The organism is Arthrobacter sp. CAN_C5 (assembly GCF_017875735.1).
Lineage (GTDB): Bacteria > Actinomycetota > Actinomycetes > Actinomycetales > Micrococcaceae > Arthrobacter_D.
In genome coordinates this window covers 397964-423141 of the sequence record NZ_JAGGMZ010000001.1, presented here as the reverse complement: position 1 = coordinate 423141, position 25178 = coordinate 397964, and the positions used below count along the sequence as shown (strand labels likewise).

The window sequence follows — 25178 nt, the reverse complement described above, 5'->3', positions numbered from 1 at the left end:
GAGCGTCTCCTCAACAACTAATCGAATATCTTTCGGTTTCCAGGTTCATAACAGACCCAAACACATCGAAGTGTCAATAGAATTGGCGAAAGCTGTCCAATATGAAGGAGACATAGTGGTTCGGATCGGCGTCTGGCAGGCTACTGGAACGGTAGCCAGTACCCAACAGAATCTGGCGCGGTTGGACCGGATGGCGGCGCGAGCGGCCCGGGAGGAAATCGACGTCGTCGTTACCCCCGAGCTGTTCGCCACCGGTTATGCCCCGGCGAAAATTCATGGCCTGGATGGCGGTGAGGTCCGCGAGAGTCTCGCCGCCGCTGCCCGGCGCCACGGGATAGCTATTGTCGGCTCCAGCGTTGATGAAGCGGACGGCCTGCGGTACATCAGCGCATCCTTCTTCGACCCGGATGGCGTGGAGATGTCGCGCTACCGGAAATCACATCTATTCGGGGCGGAAGAGAAGTCGGTCTTCGTGCCGGGATCCGAGCCAGCCGACGTGTTCGGATACGCTGGCCTTCACCTGGCCCTGGGCATCTGTTATGACATTGAATTCCCGGAGTTTGCCCGGGCGGCCACGGTGCGCGGCGCCGACGCACTCCTGATTCCCACTGCGGTGCCGCGCACGGGCGACGTTGACGGGTTCCCCTCCCAGCGAACGTACAACGCCGAGCGAATCTCAACCATCATGGTCCCGTGTCGGGCACTGGAGAACGGCATTTACATTGCCTACGCCAACCACACTCCGCCGGATTTCACCGGCCTCAGCTGCATTGTTGGACCCCACGGAAACGTCCTTGCGCAGGCGGATCAATCCGAGGAACTCCTCGTCGCGGAGATCAGTCAGGACGAAGTGCAGCGAGCCCGCCGCATCAACACCTACCTGCCCGACCTGGGCTATGACGTTCCCACCTCCGCCGAAGCGTGAGATCTGGTGGGTCGGGGCGTCCAATAAGTCGCTCGATCTAACTCTTCTGCGGAGAGGGGTAACGCCGGACCGCTGAAACGAAATCAATCGGCCGGGATCAGGCGGTGAATCAGCCCTTCGCCTTCGCGGCAGCCTTCGCCGCACGCTTGGTTTCGCGCACCTTGGTCAGCGACTCAGGATCCACAATGTCGGCAACTGAGCGGAAGCTGCCCTCCTCGCCATAGGCGCCGGCGCTCTCACGCCAGCCGTCGCCGTCGTACCCGTACTGCTTGCCCAACAGTGCCAGGAAAATCCTCGCTTTCTGTTCCCCAAATCCCGGCAGGGCCTTGAGCCGCTTGTAGACCTCGGCGCCGTTGGGGTTGTCGCGGGTCCAGATCTGGGACGCGTCGCCATCCCACTCATCCAGGAGCGTGGCGCAGAGGGTCTGGATGCGTCCCGCCATGTTTCCCGGGTACCGGTGGACGGCGGGAGGGGTGCGGCAGAGCTCAACGAACTCGTCGGGATCCTTGTGGGCGATGGTCGCTGCGTCAAACGCGCCCAGCCGGTCCTTGATCTTCGCGGGACCAACGAACGCCGTCTCCATGGCTACCTGCTGGTCCAGCAGCATCCCGATCAACAGGGCGAGTGGCTCCTCCGAGAGGAGCTGATCGGCGGCGGGATCGTCGGTGATGTTCAGGTGCGCAGTCATAACCCCGAGTTTAACGCGCAAACCCCCAGCGGGAGTAGCTCCCGCTGGGGGTTCATGAACGCTGAAGCTTAGTTCAGTGTTGCTGTGTCGATGACGAAGCGGTAGCGGACGTCCGAGGCGAGGACGCGCTCGTAAGCCTCGTTGATCTTGTCGGCGGAGATGACCTCGATCTCGGAGCCCAGGTGGTGCTCCGCGCAGAAGTCCAGCATTTCCTGGGTTTCGCGGATGCCACCGATCATGGAGCCGGCGAAGGAACGGCGTCCACCGATCAGCGCGAAGGCGTTGACGGGCAGCGGCTCGGCCGGTGCGCCAACGTTGACTAGGGCACCGTCCAGGGAGAGCAGACCCAGGTAGTCGCTGATCGGGATGGTGGCGCTGACGGTGTTGATAATCAGGTCGAACGAGCCGGCGAGGTCGGAGAAGGTGTTCTCATCGCTGGTCGCGTAGTAGTGCTTGGCGCCCAGACGCATTCCATCTTCCTGCTTCTTCAGCGACTGCGACAGGACGGTGACCTCGGCGCCCATCGCGGCAGCCAGCTTCACGGCCATGTGGCCGAGTCCGCCCAGCCCGACGACGGCGACCTTCTTGCCGGGTCCGGCGCCCCAGTGCTTCAGTGGCGAGAACGTGGTGATGCCCGCGCAGAGCAGCGGCGCGGCGACGTCGAGCTCGATGCCCTCGGGGATCCGGACGACAAAGTCCTCGGTGACGACAACGTGGGTGGAGTAGCCACCCTGGGTGATGGACCCGTCGCGGTCCTCGGCGCCATAGGTGCCGGTGTTGCCCTTGAGGCAATACTGCTCTTCGCCAGCCTCGCAGTTCTTGCACTCGCCGCAGGAGTTGACCATGCAGCCGACGCCCACGCGGTCGCCGACCGAGTGCTTGGTCACGTTGGACCCAACTTCGGTGACGATGCCGGCAATTTCGTGGCCGGGCGCCAGCGGGTAGGACTGTGGTCCCCAGTCGCCGCGGACGGTGTGGATGTCGGAATGGCAGATTCCGGCGAACTTGATGTCGATCATCACGTCATCGGGGCCGACGTCGCGGCGCTCGATGGTGGTGGCAATAAGGTCTTCGGAGGCCGAAGGCGCAGCGTAAGCGTTGACGGTCGTAGGCATAGATGACTCCTGCAGATTGGTTGCTGGAAAGTTTTGGTTCCTTTTCAGCAACGTCAGCGGGCGGCAGCGTATTCCCCGCTACCTAAGAGACCGAGGGTCAGGGCAGCCGGGAGGGGCGGCGGAGCGTGGCCTCCCCGGCGAGCGCCGCCTGGAGCGGGACCGGGCTGATCAGCACGGCCGGACCGCGGTGCAGCACCCCGTCGGAGACCGGTTGGCAGCGCACGCCACCGCGCCCCCGCATCGCCGCGTGGGCTCCGGGGGCGAGCATCCGGTCCATCCAGACGCAGGGATGGGCTGGCCGACCGGCCAGCAGCCGCACCGCATCGCCCTGTGAGTGCAGTTCGAACTCGTGACCGAGCAGTGGGTGCAGCTGGGCGCCCCTCACGATGACGTTTCGCCGGGTCAGCAGGGGATCAAACGATGCGGCGCCCAGGAGCGAGGCAATGCCCTCGAGCGCCTCCACGGCCATCAGTGTCACGGCGGCGTCCATGTGCGCGGCCTTCCCAAAGAACCGGTCCCCCACAATCCCCTTGCCGGCAACCACCTCGGCCCGTTCGGCGTCGACCGTGGGCACATCGGCGGCGCCGTCGCGGGCACGGCCGAAGTAGGCGTGTGTTGGGGAGACGAGCAGGTGCAGCACCTCGACGTCGTACCGGTAGGTTTCACTCATTATCCAAGGCTATCCCGACCGTTGTTTTGAACTACTCAAAACAACTGGTACGGTTATGACATGGCCACCGGCACTGAACCACAGACTCACCCCGAGGAGCTCAAGAGCTCCATCAGGGCCTCGGGCCTGAAGGTGACGGCCCCTCGCGTCGCCGTGCTGGAGGTCCTCCAACACGCACCGCATTCAAGCGCGGAACAGGTGTTTGCCGAGGTACGAAAAACCCTGAGCGGAACCTCCGCCCAGGCAATCTACGGAATTCTGGCGTCGTTCACCGGCGCCGGATTGGTGCGGCGCTTCGATCCACCCAACTCACCGGCCCTGTTCGAGTGCAGGGTGGGCGACAATCACCACCACCTTTCGTGTGTTGGTTGCGGGATGATCCAGGACGTCGACTGCGTCATCGGGGAGGCACCCTGCCTCACCCCGTCGGACGACTCGGGCTTCACCATCTATTCGGCTGAAGTCACCTTCAATGGTCTATGCCGTTCCTGCCAGACCAACGGGCAGCCGAAAACCGGCTAGACCACAGCACTTTCCCCAGGGAATCGCCGACGCGGCACGCCGCGATTGGTTATGCCCACCTACCCTTTCAACGCTGAACAGCCCGGCCACTTTGCCGCGCCCAAAAAGGAGATTCATCATGTCAGTTCTGAACCGCACCGCCCCCGCACACGCAATCACCCGCCGCACCGTCGACGGACCGGTCACCCCCGGCACCTCATCTGCGCCCCTGCCCCTGCTGGGCGGACGCTACGTCACCACCCGGCGCCCCGGCTCAGCAGCCGAAGGAACGTATGTCACCACCGGCTCACGCGCTGCGCTAGTTTCCCGTGGCACCTACGTTACGTCCGCCAGCCAGCCCACCGGGCGCACAGAAGGCCGATACACCGACCGAGGCTAGGAGAACCTCCCGGAAGCCCAATCGGAGGGGTGGAACCAGGGCCTGAAGGCCCTTCAAATAAACCCTGATTGATGCTCTTCTTGAGCCATGACCGGTTCCCCCTCCCGGGCGAGCGCTGTGGCGGACGATGAGCCCGTGAAAGGCAGCCCCCTCGACACAGCACTGTTCGTCTTCAGCGGCCTGACCGCTATCTGGTTGGCTGCGCTCCTGTTTCAGGAGAGCTTCCAGTTGAACCACTGGTGGTTCAGCATCATCTTCTGGGCGGTGCTCGCCTATCTGGTGCTCCCCCGGCTGCACCGGATCCTGAGCCGGATCTACCTGCCCGACTACTTCATCGGCAGGGGACGCACCAGCGATGGACTGCTGGGCGATCCCATCAATGTGACCCTGCTCGGTTCCGATGCCGCCGTGCACACCGCAATGCTCAGAGCCGGTTGGACCCGCGCCGATGAGATCGACGCCACCAGCACCCGGCGCATCATCGTTTCCACAGTCACCCGCCGGAGCTACGACGAAGCGCCGGTCAGCCCCCTGTTCGTCTTTGGGCGGCAGCAGGATTTCGCCTACCAGCAGGAGGTGAATGGCAGCCCTGGGAAACGGCACCACATCCGGTTCTGGCGCTGCCCTCCTGAGTGGGTCCTCCCGGGCGGCACCGACGTGGACTGGCTGGCGGCCGGCACCTACGACAAATCGGTGGGGTTCTCCCTCTTCTCCCTCTTCACCCTCCAAATCACGCACAAGATCGAAACCGACATCGATGAGGAACGCGATTACGTCATCGACTCCCTCACCTCCTCCGAGCCGGGCGCGACGGTGCGGATCCTGCGGAACTTTTCCACGGGATACCACTCCCGCAACGGGGGCGGTGACAACATCCAGACCGATGGACACTTGCCGGTCATCGACCTGCGTCCCGTCGACGTGGGCTCCCCACCCGCGGCCCTGGCCCCCGCCGACAGTCGGGACCGTCGCCCTGCGCCCACCACCTTCGGCGCCTCCCTGGTGTTTCTGCGTGGACTGACGGCACTCATGCTTGCGGTCTCGCTTTGGACCGGAGACCTGACAGTCGTGGCGGGGCAGGAGGTCGACGAATACGTTTCGGTGGTCGCCGGCGTCGTCGGTGCCTTCGCGCTGGTTGAGGTTCTTCTGGCGTGGCTGTTGCTGCGCGGAAGCAACCGGGTGCGGATCGCGGCCATGCTGCTGAGCGTGGCAGCAATCATCGCTGCGGCGGCCGACGTCGTCAACGGCGGACCGGGGATCACCCTCAGCACCAACCTGATCGGGTTGGGCCTGGACATTCTCCTGATCATTGCCCTGACCAGCCAGCGTTCCCGTACCTTTGCGCATCGGCGCAGCAGGAGCCGTCGCAGGAATCGGCGCCTCCGGACTACGACCGAGGGAATACCTCAGTCCACTGATCACTTGCACGAAGTATGACAACTATTGCAATTATCGGAGCAGGAGCAGGTCTCGGAGCCGCCGTCGCGCGCAAGTTTGGCGCTGAAGGCTACTCGGTGGGCCTCATCTCACGGAACCAGGGTCGCCTCGACGCCCTGGCTGACGATCTCGCCAAGGACGGGGTGCACGCGAACGGATTCGTCGCCGACGTGCGTGATCCGGACTCTATTGCCAAGGCGCTTGAGCAGGTGACCGAAACCCTCGGCCCCATCGAGGTCCTCCAGTACAGCCCGCTGCCGCAGAAGGACTTCATGCGCCCGGTGTTGGAGACCACTCCGGCAGACCTGGTGGGACCTATCGAGTTCTCCATCTATGGCCCGGTTGCCGCCGTCCACCAGGTGGTGCCCGGCATGCGCTTCCTCGGCGAGAACCGGGGCACCATTCTCTTCGTCAACGGCGGTTCGGCGGTCAAACCGGGCCGCGGGGTCACCGGAACCTCGGTCGCCTTCGCCGGCCAGGCAGCCTACGCCCAGCTCCTCAATGAGGTACTCGGCGAGGAGGGCATCCAGGTGTCGCAGCTGATCATCGGCGGGCGCATCGAAGCCGGCGACCCGGAGAAGGATCCCGCCGTCCTCGCGGACATCCTGTGGGACCTGCACACCAAGCGTGACCGCTTCCGTCACCAGGTCAGCGAAGACTAGGCACCTTCCGCTTCGGCGGGCGAGGAGGGATCCATGATCCGGATTGAGCTCGATACCCCAGCGCGCGACGACGTCGCGCGGCTTCTGGATGAGCACCTCACCGATATGTTGGCCACCTCGCCCGCCGACAGTGTTCACGCACTCGACCACACAGCGCTCTCCGGTCCGGACATCAGGTTCTGGACCGCCCGGGACGGACCAGCCCTGCTGGGCTGCGCCGCCCTCCAGACGTTTCCGCCCAACGCCGGCGAGATCAAGTCCATGCGCACTGCCACCGCCGCACGAGGCCGCGGCGTCGCCTCATTTCTGCTCACCCACCTTGTCGACGCCGCCCGCCAGGCCCGACTCGATGGAATCTATCTGGAGACCGGAACCCAGGAGTATTTCGCTCCTGCCCGCCGGCTGTATCAGCGCCACGGCTTCACCGAATGCCCACCGTATGCGGACTACCGACCGGACCCGAACAGCGTTTTCATGCACCGCGCCCTGCCCGCCTTCCCCTAGGGTCCGCCGACGAAGCATGCTAGCCTGACTGCGTTGCAGGAAGCCTGCCCGCGAGTAACCGTTTCCCCATTGACTGGGATTGATCAGCGGCGAAGATTGCAGAGCATCACCTGCCCCCGTACGGGTGGAAAACACCCAACAGATCGGTAGGCCGCGCGCCGCCGAGGGACCGAGCTATGCGCTCTGTTTGATTGCCTCAGGTAATTGTCTACGGGATTGACGCGTTTGCGCCCGAATCTGGGCTCGGTCTCCGCGCCTGAAAACGCTTGCGGAGGGGACGGCCCACAGGAGGCCAGCGTGATGACGGTGTCGAGTTTCAAGCGTTACTCGTCGTGACGAAGGGATGACAGTGCCTAACGATGCTGATTTGTATCAACTGAGTGGCTGGATAGTGATTCTGCTCGTGGTCCTGGTTTATGGTGGCACCCTGCTGGTGTCCGCCTACATCGGAAAGAAGAAGGAGAACGCCGACGGCTACATGACGGCCGGCAACAAGGTGGGCTTCGGAATCTCTGCGGCAAGCATGACCGCCACCTGGATTTGGGCGTCGTCCATGTACGCGTCCGCCACCGCCGGGTACACCTACGGCATCTCGGGCCCCATCCACTACGGCCTCTGGGGTGCCCTGATGATTCTCTTCATCTACCCCTTCGGCAAGCGCATCCGCGCGGTTGCACCGAAAGCCCACACCCTGGCCGAGGTGATGCACGCCCGCCACGGCCGGTCCAGTCAGTTGATGCTCGCCGGGTCCAACATCGTCGGAAGCGTCATCAGCCTGACCTCCAACTTCATCGCCGGTGGCGCCCTGGTGGCGCTGCTCTCCCCGTTCAGTTTCGGGCAGGGAGTCCTCGCCGTCGCCGTCGGCGTCCTGATGTACACCCTGTGGTCGGGTTTCAGGGCCTCCGTCCTGACCGACTTCGCCCAGGTGGTCGCCATGCTCGGCGCCGTCGCCGTCATCATTCCGGTGGTGTTCTTTGCCGCCGGGGGTCCGGCCATGTTTGATCAGGGCGCAAGCAACCTGACCCCGCAACAGTCCAACTTCTTCTCCAGCGATGCCTTCCTGAACCAGGGCGCACCCTACATCGCCGCCGTGCTGGCGTACGCCATCGGCAACCAGACCATCGCGCAGCGGCTGTTCGCCGTCCGTGAGGACCTGATCAAGAAGACTTTCGTCACCGCGACGGTCGGCTACGGCGCCACCGTGATCGGTATTGGCATGGTCGGCGTCATGGCCCTGTACCTGGGCGTCAGCCCGGTTGCCGGCGACGTCAACAACTTGATCCCGCAGATGGCCTCGACCTACCTCGGTCCCGTCCTGCTGTGCCTGTTCTTCGTCATGATCCTCGGCGCGCTCTCGTCCACCGCCGATTCGGACCTGTCGGCGCTGTCCTCCATCATGATGGCCGACGTCTACGGGAAGAACATCGCCAAGAAGGCCAACCCCAAGACCATGCTGCTGGTCGGACGGATCACCATGATCGTCGCCACCGCTGCGGCACTGGTCTTCGCCAGCCAACAGATGGACATCCTGGATCTGCTGGTCTTCGTGGGTGCACTGTGGGGTGCCCTGGTCTTCCCGGTCATTGCCAGCTTCTACTGGGACAAGGTGACCAATAGGGCGTTTACGACGTCGGTGATCGTCGCGCTCGCCGTTTTCATCCCGGTCCGCTTCTCCTGGTTCTCGATGGACGGGGTCACTGGCATCTTCTTCGACATTCTCTCGGCCGCCGGGATCGGCATTGTGCTCGGCCTGATGGTGTTCGGTTTCTTCGGGCTGAAACCGGCGAAGATTGTCGGCGCCCTCGCGGCGGTCGCCTCGGCCCCGTTCGTCATCGGCTTCCTGCACGACTACACGGTCCTCACCGGGTCCCTGGTGGCCTACGCGGTGAGCACCATCGTCTGCTACCTGATGTCCGTCAGGAGCAAGCAGAACTTCGACTTCGCGCTGATCAAACAGCGCATTGGCGACTACGACCCCGTGGCCGACGACGCCACCGCCCACCCGGACGACGACCTGGACGGCGTCACGCTGTCCGCCCGACAGTAGGAGATCACCATGGAAACCATCCTTCTCACCGTCTATGTGCTCATCTGGCCGATCATCGTCGCGGGGGTCCTCTGGACCGTGTGCCGCGGCTTCCTGAAGGACTGGGCCGAGTCCCGGAAGGCCGGGCGCAGCATCATCTAGTGGCGTAACCGGGTCCGCCGTCGCTCCACCATGGACAGTGCGACGGCGGACTCTGTCCCGAAGATGAAAGGATGGTGCTGATCCCCCTCAAGGAAGGACCCTCCTCAATGGACGAGATCGTCGCCCAGGATGCGCGGCAGCATGTGCTCGCGGCACTTGCCGCCCAGCCAACGTGGATGGCGGACGACGACGGCGCCACGTTCCTGCGCCGGTTCGACGAACACTTCCCCGAGCTGTGCCGGTTGTTCCAATCGCTCTACGGATGGCAGAACGACTGGCTGGACCAGCTCACCCAGCTGGTCCTCGAAGGCGCTGATTCGTGGCGGGAGCGTCCCACGGATCTGAAAGCTATCGACGCTGCCAAGGAAACGAACCCCGGATGGTTCCTTTCCAACTCGATGCTCGGCGGTGTCTGCTACGTCGACCGGTACGCGGAGAACCTCGACGGCGTCCGCGCGAAAATCCCCTACTTCAAGGAGCTGGGGCTCACCTACCTGCACCTGATGCCGCTGTTCCTCGCACCGGAGCCGCACTCCGACGGCGGGTACGCCGTCTCCAGCTACCGCGAGGTGAACCCGGCGCTCGGCTCGATGGAACAGCTCCGCGTACTCGCCGCTGAACTGCGCGCGAACGGCATCTCCCTGGTAGTGGACTTCATCTTCAACCACACGTCCAACGAGCACGAGTGGGCGCGCAAGGCGGCCGCCGGGGACCCCGAGTACAGCGACTACTACTGGATCTTCCCGGACCGCACCATGCCGGATGCCTTCGAGCAGCATGTCCGGGAAATCTTCCCGGACGACCATCCCGGATCCTTCGTCCCCACTCCCGACGGCCGGTGGGTGTGGGCGACGTTCCACAGCTTCCAGTGGGACCTGAACTACTCCAACCCGGCGGTCTTCAGGGCAATGGCCCGGGAGATGCTGTTCCTCGCCAACCAGGGCATCGACATCCTGCGGATGGACGCCGTTGCCTTCATCTGGAAGCAACTGGGCACCACCAGCGAGAACCTCCCGGAAGCGCACACGCTCCTGCGGGCCTTCAACGCCCTCTGCCGGCTGGCCGCGCCGTCGCTGCTGTTCAAGTCCGAGGCCATCGTGCACCCGGACGAAGTGGCACGCTACATCGACCCCGCGGAATGCCAGCTCTCCTACAATCCGCTGCAGATGGCGCTGATCTGGGAGGCCCTCGCCACCCGCGACGCGTCACTTCTCAGTCAGGCGCTGGAACGGCGGCATGCCATCCCGGAGAACACCGCCTGGGTGAACTACGTGCGCAGCCATGACGACATCGGCTGGACCTTCGCCGACGAGGACGCCGCTGAGCTGGGCATCAACGGTTTCGATCACCGCAAGTTCCTGAACTCCTTCTACGTCAACCGGTTCCCCGGCAGCTTCGCCCGTGGGGTGCCGTTTCAGGACAACCCCCGCACCGGGGACTGCAGGATATCCGGGACGACGGCGTCGCTGTGCGGGGTGGACCACGACGAGGCGGCCGCCGTCGAGCGCATCCTGCTGGCCCACTCGATTGTCTTCAGCACCGGGGGCATTCCCCTGCTGTACCTCGGTGATGAGGTGGCCCAGGTCAACGACGACGAGTACATGTTCGAGGACGGCCACGCCGCCGACAGCCGCTGGGTGCACCGCCCCCGCTTCCCGGAAGACCGCTACGCCCGCCGTCACGACTCCAGTACCGGCGAGGGCGCGGTGTTCGCCGGTTTGCGCCGCATGATCGAGGTCCGTGCTGCCACCGCTGAGTTCGCCGGCACCCGGTTGGTCGACTTCGCCACTGGCAACCGCAGCGTGCTGGGCTACCAGCGGCCCGGCGCGGACTCATCGATCCTGGTGCTGGCGAACTTCAGCGACCAGCCACAAACGGTGGGCGCGCTGACGCTGAGCGGATTCGCGCCCGACGTCGTCAATCTGCTGACCAGGGGGACGCTGCGGATGGACGGTGGGATCACGCTCGAACCCCGCAACTACCTGTGGCTCCGGGTGTAGCCCCGCTAGGGAATGCCGCCCCGCCCGCAATGGTTTGCACCGGGTATGAAGCGAATCGGTTTTCTGTCCTTTGGTAACTGGTCCTCGGTGGAGGGATTCCGGACCCGTACCGGCGGCGAGGCGCTGCTCCAGGCGATCGAGTTGGCCGTTGCAGCTGAGGAGATCGGAATCGACGGTGCGTCCTTCCGGGTCCACCATTTCGCCCGCCAGCACGCCTCGCCCTTCCCGCTTCTCGCCGCCGTCGCTGCCCGCACCAGCCGAATCGAGATCGGCACCGGCGTCATCGACATGCGATATGAGAACCCGCTTTACATGGCCGAGGAAGCTGCGGCTGCGGACCTGATCAGCCGCGGCAGGTTGCAACTGGGCATCAGCCGGGGATCACCCGAGCCGGCGCTCAATGGAGCCGCGACTTTCGGCTACGTACCGGCCAACGGCGAGGAGTACGCCGACCTGGCCCGCCGCCACACCGAGGTGTTCAGGTATGGGATCAGCGGCGCAGGTATCGCCGAGGCCAACCCCCGGATGGGGGCGGGGCTACTGCCGATCCAGCCGCAGTCCCCCGGGCTGAGCGAGCGGATCTGGTGGGGTGCCGGAACCCGGAAGACAGCTGTCTGGGCAGCCGAGCAGGGCATGAACCTGATGAGCTCCACCCTGCTGACCGAGGACACCGGAGTCCCCTTCGACGAGTTGCAGACCGAGCAAATCCAGATGTTCCGTGACACCTGGGCCGGGCAGGGGCATGGCTTCGAGCCACGGGTGTCGGTCAGCCGGAGCGTCATCCCCCTCGTCAGCGACGAGGACCGCCAGTACTTCGCACTGAGCGCGCTACGGGAAACCCGTGACCAGGTCGGAGTGCTCGACGGCGCCCTGTCCCGCTTCGGGAAAAGCTACATCGGTGAGCCGGACGTCATCGCCGAGCAACTAGCCAACGACGCCGCCGTTCAGTCGGCGGACACCCTGATGCTCACCGTCCCCAACCAGCTGGGCGTCGACTACAACGCCCGGCTGCTGGAGAACGTTGCCGCTCACGTTGCCCCAGCCATCGGGTGGCGGCGCTCCCCACACCTCGAGGACGCCGCCAGCCGGTAACTCTAGGGAATGAGCTTCTCGGCGCGGTAGCGCTCGAAGAGGTCGGTGAACGCATCGAGCGTCCGGCGGTAGCCGGTGAATCCGGCGACCCGGCTCTTACTCATGTCCGCGACGACCTCAAGGTTGCGACCCAGATCGCCGTCGGTGTGCCACCAGGACGCCACCCGGTCCAGGCGGGGTTCGGCGAGGCCATGCGCTGCAACAAGCTGCTCCCACTGTGGCTCCGCTCCGGCCATCTGGACTTCCAGCGTGCGCGGCCCGTCCTTGAATCCTTCGGCTTCCACCCCGAAGTACGCGGCCAGCTGCTGCCACATCCAGCGCCACCTGAACACGTCGCCGTTGACCACGTTGAACGCTTCATTGGCACCGGTGGGGGTGGTTGCGGCCCAGACCATGTGGTCGGCGAGGAGCCCGGCGTCGGTCATGTCGGTCAGGGAGTTCCACTGGGTAGCGGATCCGGGGAAGATGAACGGCCGGCCGGCCTCCTTGCAGAGGGCCGCGTAGGCGGCGAGGGTCAGGCCCATGTTCATCGCATTGCCGACAGCGTGGCCGATCACGGTGTGCGCCCGGTGCACCGACCAGGTGAAGCCCTGATGTGCCGCAGCGGCCCACAGTTCATCTTCCTGGGCGTAGTAGAAGTTGTTGACCGGCAGGCGGGGCTCCTCCTCGTGGAAGGGTGTGTCCGGCATCTCCCCTTCTCCGTAGGCTTCGAACGGGCCGAGGTAGTGCTTCAGCCCGGTCATGAGGGCGACGTGGGCCACCGGCTTGTCGGCGAGCGCCTCCAGCAGGTTCCGCAGCATCGCGGCGTTCACCCGGATGTTCGCCTCCTCGGTGTCCTGGCGCGCCCACGCGGTAAAGAACACGTGGGTGGGTGCAACCTCCGCCAGCGCGTCGCTGAGCGACTGGGGTGAGGAGAGGTCAGCAGGGACGTATTGCACGTTGGCCCTGGGCGAGCCAGCGCTGCGGGACATGGCGAGTACCTGCCATCCCTCCCCGGTGAGCTTCTCTACCAGGGCGGACCCTGCAATGCCTGAGGAGCCGACGACCAGTGCGGTGCCGTTTGCTGGCCCGGCGGATGGGGATGATTGTTCACTATTGCTCATGGGTAGTCTCCTTGCGTTGAACCTGGGGTGACACTGGCATCCTGGCGGAATGCCGGTGTCCTACCTACGCCAAGCCGGTTCCACGCCGAATAATTCCGCTCCCGAAACCCATGACCGGGTCTTATGGCACTGCCACTAGGGAGTGTCGCCGTCGATGATTGAACAACTGAAGGATGATGAAAGACGATGATGACACACGACGCGCCCAGTTCAACCAGCCCGGTGACAGTCTTCCTGCTGGATGACCACGAGCTGGTCCGCCGCGGGCTGCGGGACCTGCTGGAAAGCGAGGGGTTCTCGGTCATCGGGGAGACTGATTCAGCGGTGGAGGCCGTCCGCCGCATTCCGGCGCTGGCACCCGATGTGACCATCCTTGATGCACGTCTGACCGACGGGAACGGCATCGAGGTGTGCCGGGATGTCCGCTCCGTGGACCCGACGCTGCAGTGCGTCATTCTGACCAGTTACGACGACGACGACGCCGTCCGCGGCGCGATCCTCGCTGGTGCTGCCGGGTACATCCTCAAGGAGATCCTTGGCTCGGACCTGCTCGACAAGGTGCGCCGCGCTTCACGGGGGGAAATGCTCTTCGACGAGGAGGTCAAGGCCCGGGTGATCGCCGGTTTCTCGGCGGTGCAGCCAGAGGATCCGCGCCTCGCCGGGCTCACCGTCCAGGAGAAGAAGGTGCTGGCGCTGATCGGCGCTGGCATGACCAACCGGGAAATCGGCGCCGAACTGTTCCTCGCCGAGAAGACCATCAAGAACTACGTCTCGTCCGTTTTGGCGAAGCTGGGGTTCCTGCGCCGCACCCAGGCGGCCGTCTACATTTCCCGTCCACAGACCTCGGCTCCACACCCTTAACGCTGGTTCGGTGAGCAACCTGGACCACGGTGGCCAACATGTCCGACCCGAAAGTCCAGGTTGACCCCGGTGGTCCGGGTTGCTCACCGGATTCTCAGCCCAACGGGTCGTCGGCACCAGGATTCTCAGCCCAGGGGGAGTGTCACGTCAATGGTGGTGCCGTGACCCAGCGAGGATTCGATGGTTACCGCTCCGCCCAGTGCCTCAGCCCGGTGCTGCATGTTTCTCAGGCCACTGCGCCTCCCGTTCTGCTCAAAACCTTGCCCGTTGTCGGAGATCCGTAGGTTGACTGACTGCTCGCCCGCGGTCAGTTCGACCGTGATCGTGGTCGCCTGGGAGTGCTGCAGGGCGTTGGAGAGGGATTCACGGAGGATCGCCTCCACCTGCGTGGCTGTCGCCTCCCGAACGGCCGTATCCAGGGGTCCTGAAAAGTGGATGACCGGTTCAACCTCGGACCCATCGAGCACCCGGCGGACCAGTGCGAGGATCCGCGAGCTCAGCGCATCCGAGCTGTGGGTGACGGATTGCAGGGAGTAGATGGTGTCCCGCAGTTCGCCAATGGTGGCGTCGAGCTCAGTGGTGACTGAGGCGATCCGGGCGAGAGGTTCCTCCCCCACCACATGCTTTCGGAGACTCTGGATGCTCAGGCCAGCGGCAAACATCCGCTGGATGACCAGGTCATGCAGGTCCCTGGCGATCCGGTCGCGGTCCCCGAAGACCGCGTCCTGTTCCCGCTGGATCTGCATCTGGGTCAGTTCAAGGGCAGTTGAGATCTGGGACGCGAAGGCCGCGACCATCCGCTGGTCCACCGGTGAAAAGGGTGGATCTTCCCGGGTTCGAACAATCACCAGGAAACGGGCGTGGGTTCCCCGGTCGCTGATTCTGGTGGACATCGCGGCATCGAATGCGGTGGCTTCGGTGGCGGGCAGCACATTGTGGAGTAGCTCTCCGTTCAGCACCGCAGTGTCCCCGAAGGGAGGCATCACCTTGCACAGGGCCGAGCCGTCACCGAGCAGCCTCCCGCGGAGACTGTCGCTGTGCAGTCCGAGCGCAACCTCGCAATAAAGGGATTCGTTGGGCTCCATCCGGGTGAGGATCAGCACCAGTGAGGACCCCGAGGCCGCCTTCGCGTGCTCGGCGACGAGTTCCACATCGCTCAGGCTCCGCTCCGGGGACGTGTTCAGGACCGTCCGCACGGCATCCTGCCCACTTTCGAGCCAGCTGGACCGCCGGGTTTCCGCTTCGAACAGGCGCATATTCTCGATGGCGACACCCGCGGCAGCTGCGAGCGCCACCGAGAGATCCTCATCGGATTGGCTGAAGTCCCCGCCGCCGTTCTTCTCCGTCAGATACAGGTTGCCGAAGACAGTGTCGCGGACCCTGATCGGCACGCCGAGGAAAGATGTCATCTGAGGGTGGCCCGGCGGGAAACCGAATGCTGCTGGATGTTGGCGGAGGTCTTCGAGCCGCAGGGGCTTCGGCTCGGTAATCAGGAGACCGAGTACCCCGTGTCCTACCGGCAGGGGACCGATCCTGCTGATCTGGCCCTCATCCAGGCCCACGGTAATGAAATGACTCAGCGCACCGTCGGGGCCGATCACGCCCAACGCCGCAAACTTTGCATCCACCAGCCGGCACGCGGCGGCTACCACCCGCTCCAGGACGGTCTGCAACCCTTGGTTCTCGGCGATTGCAGCGAATCCGGCAAGCAGGTGGTCGATACCACCGGCGGGGGGACCGGTGGGGGGAAGCGAATCATCGGGATCGGCGACCTGAGCGTTTCGTGCGGGACTCATTTGCGGCTCCACTGGTTAAACCCTGAACCTTCAATCCGTCAGCATGCTGGATGTGAAGGCGCCTGCCTAAGCTGACCCAGCGGATAAGGTCTTCCGGCCCTAGCGGAACGGGCCGAAGAATCATACCGTCGGGCTATGGACTCCGAGGATACACCCACCACCGTTTTGCCCGCCCACAGCTGCTGGGAGTTACTCAGGGGTTCCCCCTATGGCCGGCTCGCGCTGTGCGTTGACGGTCAGCCGGAGATCTTCCCGATCAACACCCAGGTGGACCACGGCACTCTGGTTTTCCGAACAGCCGAGGGAGCTAAGCAGCGCGCGGCCGAGGGTGCGCCCATTGCGTTCGAAGCTGACGGCTTGATGGCGGACGGGGCCCGGGCGTGGAGCGTAGTGATCAAGGGACATGCGTCAACGATCCAGCTGACCGCCGAACTGATCGCGACCATCCACCTCCCCCTGCACGCGTGGGAACCCGGGCGCAAAGACCGTTTCATGCGGATCGTTCCGGCTTCCATCACCGGGCGGAGCTTCACCGTTACCCCCGCTCCACTCCAGCACGGGGAACCGGTAGCCAGCGACGAGTGACTACCGGCGGGTGACCACCAGGGTGGGGCACTGCGGAGTCAACAGGAGCGTATGCGTCACCGAGCCCAGAAGAATGCCGGGCCGTGCCCCACGTCCGTGCCTGCCGATTACCAGCAGGTACGCACCGGCCGCGTGAAACGATAGCGCTTCTGTCGGCGCCCGCTCACGGTCAACCACCTGCGACAGCACCAGGCCCGGGTGGGCAGCCTGCACCCCAGCGAACACCTCCTGGGTTTTACCATCCTCGAACGGGTCGGGGGCGGAACCTTCGACGGCTGTGACGACCACCAGCCCGCGATCCGTGCTCGATGCTTCGACGGCAGCCGCTCGGAGCGCCGCTAGGGACTCCTCGGAACCGTCCACACCTACCACCACCGCTCCCGCCTCCGGCAGCACGGCCGGACCGTCCCGGGGGATGACAACCACCGGCGCGATGCTTCCGAGCACCACCTGCTGCCCCACTGACCCCAGATACTCGCCGTTCCGTTGATCCATCCGATCGGCCCCCACCACAATGAGGGAGGCGTCAGCGGAGAGACTCACGAGGGCGTCGACAATGTCACCGGAATGCACGTTCGCGGTGACGTGCGCCGCCGGATAGTCGGCGCACACCTTCCTCGACTCCTCATCCAGCGTCTGCCGAGCCGCGGCAATCAGGCTCCCATAGGGGGTCCCGCCAGCCGCCACTGGAGGGATCAGCGATGGATCGGGGATGGCGTGGAGAACCGTCACATGGTGCCCGGTGAGCGTGCCACGCGCCACCGCCCAACGCAGGATCGCCGGACCCGTGGCCTGGTCCCTGAAGGCGACAACGATTGGACGCTCACGGACCGGGGATGAGGGCCGTGAATCGGTCATTCCGTGCTTCCCTCGGGAACGATGACCGCGCGGCCACGCAGGGTTCCGGCCCGGAGGCGTTCATACGCCGAGGGAGCCTCGGAGAGGGGAAACCTTTCAAACTCGACGTGAATCCTGCCCGCGCGCGCCAGCTCCACTACCTCGATCAGTTCGGACCGGGATCCCCAGTAGGGTGCCCGGGCCTCGGCATCCCAGGGGGTCGAGAAGAATCCGACGTCGACCGTCCCGACTCCCACACCCACCACGGCAACGTCCCCGCCCACAGCGACGACCCGGGAGGCGAAACCGGTGGTGACGGGGGCGCCGACGAAGTCGAAGACCACTGTGGCCCCTTTGCCGCCGGTCAGGGCACGGATTTGCGTCTCGGCCTCCTCGCCCGGCAGCAACGCGTGATCAGCGCCGACGTCGAGCGCCAACGCCAGTTTCTGTTCTGCTGTGTCGATGGCGATGATCGTCGTTGAACTGATGGCCCGGAGAATCTGGACCCCCACATGCCCGAGCCCACCCACGCCGATGACGACCGCCGTCGAACCGGGAACCAGTTTCGGCAGGCTCTGTTTGATGGCGTGATACGGCGTCAGGCCAGCATCAGTGAGTGACACACTGGCGACGGGGTCAAGGTCGCCGAGCGGCACCAGGTGGCGGGGATCATCGACGATGAGAAACTCAGCCATTGCTCCCGGCGCGCCGAGTCCCGGGGGCTGGATGCCCCGTGCTGCCGCCACTTCGCAATAGTTTTCCTTCCCCTGGGCGCAGGTATAACAGCGGCCGCAGCCCCACGGACCGTAGACCAGCATTGCGTCCCCGACCTCCAGACCGGTGACGCCCTCGCCCCAGGATTCGACGGTACCGGCACCCTCATGCCCCAGGGTCAGTGGGAGTCCGTAGATGTACTGCTCTTCGGGCAGGTCCATGATGAACTGGTCCGAGTGGCACACCCCGGCCGCCGTGACCCGCAGCAATACCTCTCCTGGACCGGGCACGGGCGTCGCGATCTCCACCAGCTCCGGCGCAGCGCCGACCGTGCGGTACTGCAGAGCCCTCACGCGGCGTCCTCGGGCAGCTCTGCGGTGGATCCTTCCACCACCAGGACCGGGCACTTGGCATGCGCCACGCAGGCGCCGCTGACTGAGCCCATGAGCAATCCCCTGAAGGTACCGTGACCACGGCGACCCAGGACCAGCATCACTGCACCCTCCGCCGCCTTGATCAGCCCTTTGGACGGGTGGGAGAAAATGACATGCTTCTCCAGCCCCTCCGGCGGGTTCTCCCCATACGCGGATTGCACGGCTGAATCGAGATGCTTCCCGGTAATTTCCTCGAAGTTGTCGCTCCCCATGGGGACATAGCCGGCATACTGCGCCGGATATTCCCAGGTGCTGACCGCCTGGATCACGGCCCCGAAGGGTTGCGCGAGCTTCTCCGCGAAGCGCAGCGCGGCGATCGATTGTTCGGAACCGTCAACTCCGACGACGATGCGGGGCGAGGTGGATGCGTCCATGGTGTGCCTCCCGGGTCAGCGCGGCATGGTTGCAGCAGCTCCTCCCAGTGTCACCCGCAGTTCCCCCGGGCGTTAGGGTCTTAGGGCCCTTCCTCAGCATGAGCAGGTGACGCAATGTCCTTCAACGCCCGTACCAGGTTCGATGTTGTTGGCTCATCATGGCTTCGACCCTTCACTGTGCAGCCGCCGGCGGTGGTACCGGAACAGGATTTCGATGGCTGTCACGCCGACGAGGACGACGACGCCGGACGCCCTCAGGTGCGACTGCCCGGGCACCGTGAAGTCGAAGAAGTCACTGAGGAAAGGCACGGTGAGCACACAGCCCAGCGCCGTGTACATCGAGACGATGATCAGCACCCGCCAGCGGTTCAGCGGGCGGGAGAGGACAACCAACACCCACAGCGCAATCAACGCCAGCACCAGAGCCGAGGAGGTCCGCACCTCGGCGGGGGTGCCTGTGCCTGTCACCACCGAATAGGTGGTGATAGCCAGAACCGCAAGCGAAATAATTGCCCCCGCGGGCACGGCGAAAGACAGCGAACGGCGCAGGAACCCGCTGTGGTAGCGCCGGGTGTTCGGCATCAGAGCCAGGAAAAACGCCGGAATACCGATGGTGATGCCGTCCGTTGCCGACAGCTGACGGGGCAGGAAGGGGAAGTCCCACAGCAGCAGGCCAAACGTGATCGAGAGCATCACCGCGTAGGCGGTTTTGGCCAGGAACAACATCGACACCCGCTCAATGTTCGCGATCACACGACGTCCCTCCGCGACCACCCCGGGTAGCCGGTCAAACCGGCCGTCCAGGAGTACGAGCCGCGAGACGGCCTTGGTAGCTGCTGCAGCCGAGTCCATGGCGATGCCGATATCGGCCTCCTTCAGGGCCAGCGCGTCGTTGACCCCGTCACCCGTCATCGCGACCACGTGGCCGCGTCGCTGCAGCGCCCTGACCATTGACCTTTTCTGGACGGGCGTGACCCTGCCGAACACGGTGTGGCGATCCATCACGTCGGCCATCTCCTCGGGATCGTCCGGAAGCTCCCGGGCGTCATAGCCTGCGCCGGTGGCCACCCCAACTTCTCTGGCGACCGCAGCAACCGTGCGGGGGTCATCACCGGAAATGATCCTCAGTGCGACGCCCTCATCTGCGAAGTAGGCGAGGGTCTGCGCGGCGTCCGCCCGGACCTGCTCCCGAAAGGTCAACAGAACCACCGGCACCGGCTCAGGCGGCAGTGCCGCGTCATCATCGCCGTGGACCACCGGCGGGGCCGGTGAGTAGGCCAAAACCAAAGTGCGGAAACCGGCCCCGGCGAGCCCCGCCGCGGCCTGCAACGCAGCCCCCGCACCGGGGGTGTCAGGGTCGAGCACCATCTCCGGCGCTCCCAGGAGCCAGGTCCCCGCCTGGGGTGATCCGCTGGGAAAACTGACCGCACTCCATTTCCGGGCGGAGGAGAACGGGACGACTCCGGTCGGGTGCAGCGCGGCGGCCTCCTCGAAGGCCGACGTCAGACAGCGGGCCGTCGCGTTGGCGTTCGGGTCCGCCCCGAACCAGCCGAGCACCGGCTTCCACCCCTGCTGCGGAAGAGTGCCGGCGTCGTGCACGGCATCGAACACGATGATGCCCTCGGTCAGTGTGCCCGTCTTGTCGAGGCAGAGAACATCCACCCGGGCCAGACCCTCGACCGCTGCCAACTCCTGGATGAGCACCTGCTGGCGGGTCAGGCGCACTGCCCCCACCGCGAACGCGACGCTCGTCATGAGCACCAAACCCAGTGGAATCATCGCGATGACGCTGGCGACGGCGCCCACGGCTCCTGTCCGCCACCCCCCGGTGGTGATCGCCTGCTCCCATCCGCCCTGGCTTTGCATCTGACCGTTGATAACAATGACCATCACGGGCAGCAGCGCCGCGGTGATCCAGCGCAGGACCCGGTTGAGGCCCTGCCGGATCTCCGAGTGGACCAGCGAGAAGCGTTTCGCCTCGGCGGTGAGGCGGCTGGAGAAGGAGTCGGCGCCCACCCGGTTGACCACCGCCCACCCCTGGCCGCTCACCACACTGGAGCCGGACAGCACCTCGTCGTCGATGGACTTGTCGACCGGTTCGGACTCTCCCGTGAGCAACGACTCGTCAATCTCAAGCCCCCTGGTCTCGAGGATCACCGCGTCGGCGGGCACCTGGTCCCCGGCGCGAAGCACCAGAATGTCATCCTTGACGACGTCCGCGACGTCGATTTCCTGCACCAGGCGGTCCCGGAGCACCCGGGCCCGCGGGGCGTTGAGGACGGCCAGGCGATCCAGCGAACGCTTGGCCTTATATTCCTGCACGACGCCGATCAGGGCGTTGCCGACGGCGGCGAATCCGAAGAGCGCGTCCCGCCACTGGCCAAGAAAGAGCAACAGCAGGAAGCTGCCCGCAACAATGGCGTTGAAAAGCGTCAGCACGTTGGCCTGGAAGATGTCCCAGAGACTGCGGCTTGACTGATCGGGCACGTTATTGGTGAGGCCCGCCTCCACCCGGACGGTGACCTCGGCTGAGGAGAGACCCGTACGCGGGGTATCTTCTGTGTGATTGCTGGCCATCGCAGCGCCCCCGGAGCGTAGACCTGTCATCTCCCCTGCTTCCATGATGTGCACCTCTCGTCAGCACGGCAGGATCGCAGCAGCTTCATCCAGTGTGGTACCCGCAGCTTCCGCAGAAAAGAGTCCTTCGACCCCTCTTGAATGATAGAATGATCAAACAGTCAATTAGATGGGGCAGTGTGTCGATGGATCAGAAACGCCAGCCGTCCGGATTCGGTGACTTCCGCGCCCCCCTCTACGAGGTGAAGGCGAACCTCTTCAAAGGGCTCGCTCATCCGGTGCGCATCCGTGTCCTTGAGCTCCTCTCCGCCTCACCCGAGGTGTCAGTGTCCGATCTTCTCTCGGCAACGGGGCTGGAGGCCTCCCACCTGTCCCAGCACCTGTCAGTCCTGCGGCGCTATCGACTTGTGACGTCAGACCGCCGGGGACTCCAGCAGTTCTACACCCTTGCCGATCCCCTCGTGGCGGAGTTGCTGGCGGTGGCCCGCGGGCTCCTTGAGAACATGCTCCAGGTGACCAAGGTGAACCTTGAATCAGCGGTTCCCCCCGGCCCTTCACCCGCTGCCCGAGACACCCAGTGAGGGTCCTCCCGGCACTCCACGCCCTGCTTCCCTCAATGAAGGACTATGCCCAGCTGCCCCGCACCTGGAAGGGGGACCTCATTGCCGGCCTCACAGTCGGGATTGTCGCGTTGCCCCTGGCACTGGCGTTCGGCGTCAGCTCGGGCGCCGGGGCGGCCAGCGGCCTCATCACCGCCGTCGTTGCGGGCCTGGTCGCGGCAATCTTTGGCGGTTCGCATGTCCAGGTTTCCGGTCCGACCGGGGCGATGGTCGTGGTGCTGGGGCCCGTCATCACGACCCACGGAATCCAGGCCCTGGCGCTGGTGAGCGTCCTGGCCGGGCTGATGGTGGTCGCCGCCGGGGTAGTGAAACTGGGGCGCGTGGTGTCCTTCCTGCCCTGGCCCGTCATCGAGGGTTTCACCCTGGGGATCGCCATCATCATCTTCCTGCAGCAGGTACCCGCCGCCATGGGCGCCGACGCCGGCCCCAGCAGCAATGCGGCCATCTCCGCGCTGCAGGCGGTCGGCGGCTCGTCGACGGCCGAGTTCCTGGCGGCTGCGGCACTCGTCGCGCTCGTCGCGCTCGTCATGGTGGTGGCACCGCGGATCCACCACCGCATCCCCGGCTCCATCATCGCAATCATCGCGGCCAGCCTCCTGGCGGAACTGCTCGCCCTGCCGGTGGCGCGCATCGGCGCGCTTCCGGATTCCCTCCCCGCCCCCACCGTGCCCGGCTGGGACTGGGAACTCATCGTCATGCTGGCGGGACCGGCCGCCACCATCGCGATCCTCGCCGCGATCGAGTCGCTGCTGTCCGCGCGAGTGGCCACCTCCATCTCCGACACCGGCCCCTATGACGCGGACCGCGAGCTCTTCGGGCAGGGCTTGGCATCGGTAGCGTCCGGATTCTTCGGCGGCATGCCTGCAACGGGTGCGATCGCCCGGACCGCCGTAAATATCCGCTCGGGTGGCCGTACCCGGCTCGCCGCCATCACCCATGCCCTCATCCTCCTGTTCGTGGTCTACCTCGCAACGGGGCCAGTGTCCCGGATACCGTTGGCCGCCCTCGCTGGCGTCCTGATGGTGACGGCAGTCCGGATGGTCTCGTTCTCCACCCTGCGCAGCGTCGTCGGGTCGACCCGCGGGGACACCGTGGTCCTCCTCGTCACAGCGGTCGTCACCGTCTCCTTCGACCTGATCCAGGCAGTGGGCATCGGAGTGCTGGCAGCAGCGTTCTTCGCCCTACGGGCGCTGGTGAAATCCGGCGGGGTGCACCGCGAGGAGATCACCGGCCCTGCCCAGGACGGTGACGCGCGGATTGCCGTCTACCGCATCGAGGGTGCACTCTTCTTCGCCGCCGCCGAGCGGGTCCTGGAACGGGTTAGCGACATCGACAATGTCGAGGTGGTCATCATCCGGATGTCCCAGCTGCAGTCCCTTGACGCGACCGGGGCGAAAGTCATTTCGGAGCTGATCACTACACTTGAACGGCGCGGCATCACCGTGCTCGTGAAGGGGGTCCAGGAGCACCACCTGCGCCTGATCACCAAGGTGGGGGTGCTTGAGTCCCTCCGACATCGCAACCATCTCTTCACCTCCCTGGAACCCGCCATCGAGCACGCCCGCAGCCACGTCTCCCGTAACCGGGAAACACCCGCCGCTGTCCCACCTCCCGCCTAGATTCCCCGACAGTTGCAGGACCAAAGCCTCTGGACTGGCCCACCCGGACGCACGACGCTGGGAAAACAGTTGACATCGGCCGGGAAGGGCAGTCATGGAGCACCACATCGTCGTCGGCGTCGACGGGTCGCCGTCGTCCGTTCTCGCGCTGCAATGGGCGGCCCGGCTGGTTCCCACCGTCGCCGGCTCCATCACTGCAGTGGCCGCCTGGCAGGTACCATTCACCTATTACGAGTTCCCCATCACGGGGTGGGACCCACAAAGCGTCGCCCGGACCATCCTGTCCACCGCGTTGGACAAGGCGTTCGACGGCGAACCGCCACCGTTTATCGCCTCCGAAACCCGCCAGGGACCGGCGGCCGGTGTCCTTCTTGACGAAAGCCGGAACGCCGAGATGCTCATCGTGGGCAGCAGGGGGCACGGCGGGTTCGTCGGACTTTTACTGGGGTCGGTGAGCTCGGCGGTCGCCGAGCACGCCACCTGCCCCGTATTGATCGCCCATGGACCAGAAAAGCACTCTCCCCCTAGCGGAAGCAGCACCGAATGAAGCACAGCATCGTCGTTGGCTACGACGGTTCAGATCAGGCACGCCTGGCACTCGAGTGGGCCGTCCGGCAGGCGGTGCTGGAGGAGCGGAGCCTGCATCTGGTGCACTGCTGGATCTGGCCGCTGTTCACCGATGACCTGGGGCCGGTGGAAGGCGTGGCTGACAGCGGGTTGAGGCACGCGGCCGAGGCGATTGTGGCCGAAGCCCTCGCGGAGGCGAAAAAGCTCGCCCCCGACCTTGAGGTGAAAACGAGCCTTGTCTCAGGGGTCTCCTCGGCGATCCTGGACCGGATGTCGCGCACCGCCCACCTGGTGGTGGTGGGCAGCCGCGGGCTGGGCGGATTCATGGGTCTGCTGGTCGGATCGGTCAGTCTCAAGCTGGCAGGAACCGCTCATTGTCCCGTTGTGGTGGTGCGCTCACAGGCGAACCCCGCCGGACCTGTGCTGATCGGCCTCGACGGTTCGCCGAAGAGTGACACCGCGCTGGACGACGCCATCGCGCTGGCCACCGTATGGAAGGCGCCCCTGAAGCTCCTGCACGTTCGCGACGACGTCCGCCTTTTTGGGCGTAACAACTCCTACCCGGGGTCTGACGTGCAGGCCATGCAGATCCTCGCGAACGCGGCGATCCGCGCCCGGGCGACCGCGCCCGGCATCGAGCTCGAGTCGGTGCTGGTCACCGGGCATTCAGTCTCCGGCACCCTCCTTGAGGCTGCAACAACCGCCAGGATAATGGTGGTGGGCGAGACGGGTCAGGGGAACTTCCTGGGCGCGGTTGGCTCGACCGCGCAAACCATCCTGCACCACGCACCCGGAAATATCATGATCTCCCGGAGACCCCGGGGCTAAGGATCTGCTTTCGCCACCATCCCGGCGGCCGCTGACCACATCTGGGTGAAAGCGGCCGGGGTCAGGGTGAACTCCGCAGGC

25 protein-coding genes are annotated in these 25178 nt (G+C 65.2%); 16 read left to right on the top strand and 9 right to left on the bottom strand.

Translation table 11 applies throughout. The features are described from left to right. Positions 1 to 115: 115 nt before the first annotated feature. The gene (locus H4V95_RS02060) at positions 116 to 925 is read left to right on the top strand and encodes a nitrilase-related carbon-nitrogen hydrolase (protein WP_196867650.1); all 810 of its coding nucleotides are present in this window, start codon (positions 116 to 118) and stop codon (positions 923 to 925) included. 109 nt (positions 926 to 1034) lie between these two features. Here H4V95_RS02060 and H4V95_RS02055 read toward each other — a convergent pair whose 3' ends face one another. From H4V95_RS02055 to H4V95_RS02045, 3 genes are all read right to left on the bottom strand, one after another. Continuing rightward, positions 1035 to 1613, bottom strand: a complete 579-nt coding sequence (locus tag H4V95_RS02055; RefSeq protein ID WP_209728495.1) for an HhH-GPD-type base excision DNA repair protein — start codon at positions 1611 to 1613, stop codon at positions 1035 to 1037. A 68-nt stretch (positions 1614 to 1681) separates the two neighbouring features. Continuing rightward, positions 1682 to 2728: an NAD(P)-dependent alcohol dehydrogenase gene (locus H4V95_RS02050; RefSeq protein WP_196867648.1), complete on the bottom strand. Its 1047-nt coding sequence runs from the start codon at positions 2726 to 2728 to the stop codon at positions 1682 to 1684. A 97-nt stretch (positions 2729 to 2825) separates the two neighbouring features. After that, positions 2826 to 3398 (bottom strand): MOSC domain-containing protein, encoded by a 573-nt coding sequence (locus H4V95_RS02045; protein ID WP_196867647.1) that lies wholly within the window; start codon positions 3396 to 3398, stop codon positions 2826 to 2828. A 60-nt stretch (positions 3399 to 3458) separates the two neighbouring features. Between H4V95_RS02045 and H4V95_RS02040 the strand changes: the two genes are divergently transcribed. The 9 genes from H4V95_RS02040 (at position 3459) to H4V95_RS02000 (ending at position 12182) form a co-directional block, all read left to right on the top strand. Then, a complete protein-coding gene (locus tag H4V95_RS02040; protein ID WP_196867646.1) occupies positions 3459 to 3920 on the top strand; it encodes a Fur family transcriptional regulator in 462 nt (153 codons plus the stop codon). A gap of 118 nt (positions 3921 to 4038) precedes the next feature. Then, on the top strand, positions 4039 to 4299 hold the full coding sequence (locus tag H4V95_RS02035) for a hypothetical protein (protein WP_196867645.1): 261 nt from the start codon (positions 4039 to 4041) through the stop codon (positions 4297 to 4299). A gap of 135 nt (positions 4300 to 4434) precedes the next feature. Beyond that, the gene (locus H4V95_RS02030) at positions 4435 to 5736 is read left to right on the top strand and encodes an LssY C-terminal domain-containing protein (RefSeq protein ID WP_312883915.1); all 1302 of its coding nucleotides are present in this window, start codon (positions 4435 to 4437) and stop codon (positions 5734 to 5736) included. After that, positions 5733 to 6398, top strand: a complete 666-nt coding sequence (locus H4V95_RS02025) for an SDR family NAD(P)-dependent oxidoreductase (protein ID WP_209728490.1) — start codon at positions 5733 to 5735, stop codon at positions 6396 to 6398. Before H4V95_RS02030 ends, H4V95_RS02025 begins: the two co-directional genes overlap by 4 nt. A 33-nt stretch (positions 6399 to 6431) precedes the next feature. Then, the gene (locus H4V95_RS02020) at positions 6432 to 6902 is read left to right on the top strand and encodes a GNAT family N-acetyltransferase (protein ID WP_209728488.1); all 471 of its coding nucleotides are present in this window, start codon (positions 6432 to 6434) and stop codon (positions 6900 to 6902) included. Between the two features lie 343 nt (positions 6903 to 7245). Then, positions 7246 to 8949, top strand: coding sequence for a sodium:solute symporter family protein (locus H4V95_RS02015; protein WP_209728486.1), 1704 nt, complete (start codon positions 7246 to 7248; stop codon positions 8947 to 8949). 9 nt (positions 8950 to 8958) lie between these two features. Further along, positions 8959 to 9090, top strand: coding sequence for a putative transporter small subunit (locus H4V95_RS02010; RefSeq protein WP_209728484.1), 132 nt, complete (start codon positions 8959 to 8961; stop codon positions 9088 to 9090). Between the two features lie 107 nt (positions 9091 to 9197). Beyond that, positions 9198 to 11090, top strand: a complete 1893-nt coding sequence (locus H4V95_RS02005) for an amylosucrase (protein ID WP_209731242.1) — start codon at positions 9198 to 9200, stop codon at positions 11088 to 11090. A 45-nt stretch (positions 11091 to 11135) separates the two neighbouring features. Continuing rightward, positions 11136 to 12182: an LLM class flavin-dependent oxidoreductase gene (locus H4V95_RS02000; RefSeq protein ID WP_196867640.1), complete on the top strand. Its 1047-nt coding sequence runs from the start codon at positions 11136 to 11138 to the stop codon at positions 12180 to 12182. A 2-nt stretch (positions 12183 to 12184) separates the two neighbouring features. On the opposite strand, the gene H4V95_RS01995 is transcribed toward H4V95_RS02000, so the two are convergent. Further along, complete coding sequence (locus H4V95_RS01995) at positions 12185 to 13285, bottom strand: SDR family oxidoreductase (RefSeq protein WP_196867639.1); 1101 nt, start codon at positions 13283 to 13285, stop codon at positions 12185 to 12187. Positions 13286 to 13471: 186 nt separating this feature from the next. On the opposite strand from H4V95_RS01995, the gene H4V95_RS01990 reads away from it, so the two are divergent. After that, positions 13472 to 14146 carry a response regulator gene (locus tag H4V95_RS01990; protein WP_395939784.1) on the top strand — a complete coding sequence of 225 codons (675 nt, stop codon included), beginning with the start codon at positions 13472 to 13474 and terminating at the stop codon, positions 14144 to 14146. A gap of 125 nt (positions 14147 to 14271) precedes the next feature. Here H4V95_RS01990 and H4V95_RS01985 read toward each other — a convergent pair whose 3' ends face one another. Then, a complete protein-coding gene (locus H4V95_RS01985) occupies positions 14272 to 15942 on the bottom strand; it encodes a GAF domain-containing sensor histidine kinase (protein ID WP_196867638.1) in 1671 nt (556 codons plus the stop codon). Positions 15943 to 16077: 135 nt separating this feature from the next. Here H4V95_RS01985 and H4V95_RS01980 point away from each other — a divergent pair, with 135 nt between their 5' ends. Continuing rightward, positions 16078 to 16527 (top strand): pyridoxamine 5'-phosphate oxidase family protein, encoded by a 450-nt coding sequence (locus H4V95_RS01980; protein ID WP_196867637.1) that lies wholly within the window; start codon positions 16078 to 16080, stop codon positions 16525 to 16527. Here the strand turns inward: H4V95_RS01980 and H4V95_RS01975 are convergent, their stop codons facing one another. From H4V95_RS01975 to H4V95_RS01960, 4 genes are all read right to left on the bottom strand, one after another. Further along, on the bottom strand, positions 16528 to 17385 hold the full coding sequence (locus H4V95_RS01975; RefSeq protein ID WP_209728482.1) for a universal stress protein: 858 nt from the start codon (positions 17383 to 17385) through the stop codon (positions 16528 to 16530). It lies immediately after the preceding gene. Then, positions 17382 to 18431, bottom strand: coding sequence for an NAD(P)-dependent alcohol dehydrogenase (locus tag H4V95_RS01970; RefSeq protein WP_196867635.1), 1050 nt, complete (start codon positions 18429 to 18431; stop codon positions 17382 to 17384). The genes H4V95_RS01975 and H4V95_RS01970 overlap by 4 nt, the downstream gene beginning before the upstream one ends. Continuing rightward, positions 18428 to 18886, bottom strand: coding sequence for a universal stress protein (locus H4V95_RS01965; RefSeq protein ID WP_209728480.1), 459 nt, complete (start codon positions 18884 to 18886; stop codon positions 18428 to 18430). The genes H4V95_RS01970 and H4V95_RS01965 overlap by 4 nt, the downstream gene beginning before the upstream one ends. A 156-nt stretch (positions 18887 to 19042) precedes the next feature. Next, a complete protein-coding gene (locus tag H4V95_RS01960) occupies positions 19043 to 21463 on the bottom strand; it encodes an HAD-IC family P-type ATPase (RefSeq protein ID WP_196867678.1) in 2421 nt (806 codons plus the stop codon). Between the two features lie 185 nt (positions 21464 to 21648). Here H4V95_RS01960 and H4V95_RS01955 point away from each other — a divergent pair, with 185 nt between their 5' ends. From H4V95_RS01955 to H4V95_RS01940, 4 genes are all read left to right on the top strand, one after another. Beyond that, positions 21649 to 22044: a helix-turn-helix transcriptional regulator gene (locus H4V95_RS01955; protein ID WP_196867633.1), complete on the top strand. Its 396-nt coding sequence runs from the start codon at positions 21649 to 21651 to the stop codon at positions 22042 to 22044. Further along, the gene (locus H4V95_RS01950; protein WP_312883913.1) at positions 22041 to 23702 is read left to right on the top strand and encodes a SulP family inorganic anion transporter; all 1662 of its coding nucleotides are present in this window, start codon (positions 22041 to 22043) and stop codon (positions 23700 to 23702) included. The genes H4V95_RS01955 and H4V95_RS01950 overlap by 4 nt, the downstream gene beginning before the upstream one ends. Before the next feature lie 94 nt (positions 23703 to 23796). After that, entirely contained in the window at positions 23797 to 24249 is a 453-nt protein-coding gene (locus H4V95_RS01945) for a universal stress protein (RefSeq protein ID WP_196867631.1), read from the top strand. Then, the gene (locus tag H4V95_RS01940; protein WP_196867630.1) at positions 24246 to 25097 is read left to right on the top strand and encodes a universal stress protein; all 852 of its coding nucleotides are present in this window, start codon (positions 24246 to 24248) and stop codon (positions 25095 to 25097) included. Before H4V95_RS01945 ends, H4V95_RS01940 begins: the two co-directional genes overlap by 4 nt. The last annotated feature ends 81 nt before the right edge of the window (positions 25098 to 25178 follow it).